This is a genomic window from Gordonibacter pamelaeae 7-10-1-b, from assembly GCF_000210055.1.
GTDB lineage: Bacteria > Actinomycetota > Coriobacteriia > Coriobacteriales > Eggerthellaceae > Gordonibacter > Gordonibacter pamelaeae.
On the sequence record NC_021021.1, the window covers coordinates 3,424,107 to 3,428,744 of the forward strand.

The following is a 4,638-nucleotide window of genomic DNA, read 5'->3' on the forward strand; positions in this document are numbered from 1 at the left end:
CCGGCCGACATGCGCGCGCTCCTGCGCGTGCGCGCCGCGGCGGCCGACGACGCGGAATAAATTCGAGATTACGTGGAGCCTTTCGCCTATCGAACGGCGCCCGATGCCTTTCATCAGGCGAAACGCAGGTGGGAGATATAGACACTCCCGGGTGCGTGGCGTTTGACAAGCTGCGGGGGCGATGATAAAGTTCTCGTTCGCGTCCCACGTGGGCGTATGTTTTCCTGTGCGAATCAGCTGAGCGCACAGGGAGGCACCGCAGAAGCGATTCCCTATCTATATAAAGGTAATCGGAACAAGCAAGAGGTAAAAGGAGAGAAGCTTTGCCTACTATCAACCAGCTGGTCCGCAAGGGCCGCAAAAAGACGGTCGACAAGAGCAAGACACCGGCCCTGAAGGGCAACCCGCAGAAGCGCGGCGTGTGCACCCGCGTGTTCACAACCACGCCGAAGAAGCCGAACTCGGCTCTCCGCAAGGTCTGCCGCGTGCGCCTCGTCAACGGCATGGAAGTGACGGCCTACATCCCGGGCGTCGGCCACAACCTGCAGGAGCACTCCATGGTGCTTTTGCGCGGCGGCCGCGTGAAGGACCTCCCCGGTGTCCGCTACAAGGTCATCCGTGCTGCGCTCGACTGCGCCGCCGTGGACAACCGCAAGCAGGCCCGCAGCCGTTACGGCGCCAAGCGCCCCAAGTAAGCAACCGATAAGACGCGCGGGCCGCTAAGGCCGCTTCCGCCCAAAGGGGGCGTGGGGCGGCGGCCTAATGGGCGGGACGAAGAGCCGCCCGGAAGCGCGCAGGAACCAGAAGGAGAAATACATGCCGCGTCGTGCAGCAGCAGTCCGTCGTGAAGTTCAGCCGGACGCACAGTACAACAACCGTTTGGTCACGCAGCTGATCAACAAGGTCCTCCTCGATGGCAAGAAGGCCACCGCCGAGGGCATCGTCTACGGTGCGTTCGCCATCGTGGAGCAGAAGACCGGCGGCGACCCGCTGGCCGTGTTCAAGAAGGCCATGGACAACGTCCGCCCGACCCTCGAGGTCAAGCCCAAGCGCGTCGGCGGCGCCACCTACCAGGTGCCGATGGAGGTCAACTCCCGCCGTTCGACGACGCTCGCCATCCGCTGGATCGTGGACTTCTCGCGCAAGCGCAAGGAGCACACGATGAAGGAGCGCCTCGCCGCCGAGATCATGGACGCCGCCGAGAACACCGGCGCGTCGGTGAAGAAGCGCGAGGACCTGTACAAGATGGCCGAGTCCAACCGTGCGTTCTCGCACTACCGCTTCTAAGGGGGACCCAGTCTATGGCTAAAATGTCTCTACAAGACACGCGCAACATCGGCATCATGGCCCACATCGACGCGGGCAAGACGACGACGACCGAGCGCATCCTCTACTACACGGGCAAGACCCACAAGATCGGCGAGGTGCACGACGGCGCCGCGACGATGGACTGGATGGTGCAGGAGCAGGAGCGCGGCGTGACCATCACGGCCGCCGCCACCACGTGCTTCTGGAAATACCCCGGCGGTGCCGACAACGGCAAGGAGTACCGCTTCCAGATCATCGACACGCCCGGCCACGTTGACTTCACGGCCGAGGTCGAGCGCTCCCTGCGCGTGCTCGACGGCGCCGTCGCGGTGTTCGACGCCGTGGCCGGCGTGCAGCCGCAGTCCGAGACCGTGTGGCGCCAGGCCAGCAAGTACGGCGTGCCCCGCATCGCCTACATCAACAAGTACGACCGCGTGGGCGCCGACTTCTTCAACGCCATCCAGACCATGAAGGACCGCCTGGGCGCGCCGGCCGTGGCCGCGCAGGTTCCCATGGGCGCCGAGGACAACTTCTGGGGCGTCATCGACCTCGTGACGATGACGGCCTGGGACTTCAAGGCCGACGACAAGGGCATGACCTACCCCGAGCCCATGGACGCCATCCCGGCCGAGTTCGCCGAGGAGGCCGAGCTGCGCCGCCAGGAGCTGCTGGAGGCCGCCGCCGACTGCGACGACGACCTCATGGAGAAGGTGCTCATGGAGGAGGAGGTCACGGTCGAGGAGCTGAAGGCCGCCCTGCGCAAGGGCACCATCGCCTGCCAGATCCACCCTGTGTTCGTGGGCTCGTCCTACAAGAACAAGGGCGTGCAGGAGCTGCTCGACGCCGTGGTGGACTACATGCCCTCCCCGGTTGACATCCCGGCCATCAAGGGCACGAACCCCGACACGGGTGCCGAGGACGAGCGTCCCTCCGACGTGAAGGCCCCGTTCTCCGCGCTCGCCTTCAAGATCATGACCGACCCGTTCGTGGGCAAGCTCACCTACCTGCGCGTGTACTCGGGCAGCCTGGATTCCGGCTCCTACATCATGAACGCGTCGAAGGACAAGAAGGAGCGCATCGGCCGCCTTCTGCAGATGCACTCGAACCAGCGCGTCGACATCGATGCCTGCCAGGCGGGCGACATCGTGGCCGTGGTGGGCCTGAAGGACGTGTCCACGGGCGACACGCTCTGCGACGAGAAACACCCCATCATCCTGGAGTCCATGGAGTTCGCCGACCCGGTCATCGACATCGCCGTCGAGCCGAAGACGAAGGCCGAGCAGGACAAGATGGGCGTGGCGCTGCAGAAGCTCGCCGAGGAGGACCCGACGTTCCGCGTGTCCACGAACCACGAGACCGGCCAGACCATCATCGCCGGCATGGGCGAGCTGCACCTCGAGATCATCATCGACCGCCTGCTGCGCGAGTTCAAGGTCGAGGCCAACGTGGGCAAGCCCCAGGTTGCCTACCGCGAGCGCCCCGGCAAGGAGGTCATGAACGCCGAGGGCAAGTTCGTGCGCCAGACCGGCGGTCGCGGCCAGTACGGCCATGCGGTCATCAACATGTACCCGCAGGAGGCCGGCGAAGGCTACCTGTTCGAGAACAAGATCGTGGGCGGCGTGGTGCCGAAGGAGTACATCCCCTCCATCGACAAGGGCATCCAGGAGGCGCTGAACTCCGGCGTGCTCGCGGGCTACCCGGTCGAGGACGTGCGCGTGGAACTCGTCGACGGCTCGTACCACGACGTCGACTCCTCCGAGGCGGCGTTCAAGGTGGCGGGTTCCATGGCCATCAAGGAAGCGCTCCGCAAGTCCAGCCCCGTCATCCTCGAGCCGGTCATGGCCGTGGAGATCGAGACGCCGGAGGAGTACACGGGCTTCGTCATGGGCGACATCCCCTCCCGCCGCGGTATGATCCAGGGCCAGGAGAAGCGCGGCAACGCCATCGTGGTCAGCGCGAAGGTGCCGCTGGGCAACATGTTCGGCTACGCCACCGACCTGCGCAGCGGCACGCAGGGCCGGGCTGTGTACACCATGCAGTTCGACTCCTACGAGCCGGTGCCCAAGAGCGTGGCGGAGGAAATTATCAGCAAGGCCGGCGGGAACGCGTAAGCGCGCGCGACCTGAAGCATAACGGAGGTAAGTAAGTGGCTAATCAGAAGATTCGCATCCGCTTGAAGGGGTACGACCATGAGATCGTGGACCAGTCCACGAAGCTCATCGTCGATACCGCGCAGAAGACGGGTGCCAAGGTGTCCGGTCCCATCCCGCTGCCGACGGAGCGCAACCTGTACTGCGTCGTCAAGGGCCCGCACGTCGACAAGGATTCGCGCGAGCAGTTCGAGATGCGCACGCACAAGCGCCTCATCGACATCCTGGAGCCCACCCCGAACACGGTGGATTCCCTGATGCGTCTCGATCTCCCCGCCGGTGTCGACATCGAAATCAAGCTGTAAAGGGGGTCAGGCGATAATGATCAACGCAATCTACGGTAAGAAGATCGGCATGACCCAGATCTTCGGCGAGGACGACCGCGTCGTCCCGGTGACGGTCATCCAGGCCGAGCCCAACAAGGTCTGCCAGGTGAAGACGAAGGCCACCGACGGCTACGAGGCCGTGCAGATGGGCTTCGGCGCCATCAAGGAGAAGAAGGTCAACAAGCCCATGAAGGGCCACTTCGAGAAGCAGGGCGCGGCTCCCGTGCGCTACCTGCGCGAGGTGCGCGTGGAGAATGCCGGCGAGTACAACGTGGGCGACGAGCAGACGGTCGCCGCGTTCGCCGAGACGAAGAAGGTCGACGTGACCGGCACGTCCAAGGGCAAGGGCTTCGCCGGCGTCATGAAGCGCTACGGCTTCCGCGGCGGCCCGGGCGGCCACGGCGCGCACTTCCACCGCGCTCCCGGCTCGGTGGGCCAGTGCGCCACGCCGTCCCGCGTGTTCAAGGGGCTCAAGCTCCCGGGTCACATGGGCTGCGACACCGTGACGGTGAAGAACCTCGAGGTCGTGCGCGTCGACGAGGACCAGAACCTCATCCTCGTGAAGGGCGCCGTCCCCGGCGGCAAGAATGGCATCGTTCGCGTCCGCATGGCGTAAACGTGGATCGAAAGTAATAAGGAGTTTAAATGACCACGATTGAGATCAAAGACGCGAGCGGGAAGAAGGCCGGTTCCGCCGACCTCGCCGCTACCGTTTTCGGCATCGAGCCGAACATGACCGTCATGCACACGGTCGTTCGCTCGCAGCGCGCGGCCTGGCGCCAGGGCACGAGCAACACGCTCACCCGCGGCCAGGTGCGCGGCGGCGGCAAGAAGCCGTGGCGCCAGAAGGGCAC

General features: G+C 64.9%; 6 protein-coding genes. All 6 read left to right on the forward strand.

Features of this window, described 5'->3' with window-relative positions:
* Window positions 1–323 precede the first annotated feature (323 nt).
* Entirely contained in the window at window positions 324–695 is a 372-nt protein-coding gene (gene rpsL, locus GPA_RS15745) for a 30S ribosomal protein S12 (protein WP_041239796.1), read from the forward strand.
* 121 nt (window positions 696–816) lie between these two features.
* Entirely contained in the window at window positions 817–1,287 is a 471-nt protein-coding gene (rpsG, locus tag GPA_RS15750; protein WP_041240690.1) for a 30S ribosomal protein S7, read from the forward strand.
* A gap of 14 nt (window positions 1,288–1,301) precedes the next feature.
* Window positions 1,302–3,419 (forward strand): elongation factor G, encoded by a 2,118-nt coding sequence (fusA, locus tag GPA_RS15755; protein ID WP_041239797.1) that lies wholly within the window; start codon window positions 1,302–1,304, stop codon window positions 3,417–3,419.
* 35 nt (window positions 3,420–3,454) lie between these two features.
* On the forward strand, window positions 3,455–3,763 hold the full coding sequence (gene rpsJ, locus GPA_RS15760) for a 30S ribosomal protein S10 (RefSeq protein ID WP_009304899.1): 309 nt from the start codon (window positions 3,455–3,457) through the stop codon (window positions 3,761–3,763).
* A 16-nt stretch (window positions 3,764–3,779) separates the two neighbouring features.
* A complete protein-coding gene (gene rplC / locus GPA_RS15765; RefSeq protein WP_015540477.1) occupies window positions 3,780–4,400 on the forward strand; it encodes a 50S ribosomal protein L3 in 621 nt (206 codons plus the stop codon).
* A gap of 29 nt (window positions 4,401–4,429) precedes the next feature.
* Window positions 4,430–4,638, forward strand: a 209-nt coding sequence (gene rplD / locus GPA_RS15770; protein ID WP_041239798.1) for a 50S ribosomal protein L4, incomplete at its 3' end; no start/stop codon positions are given.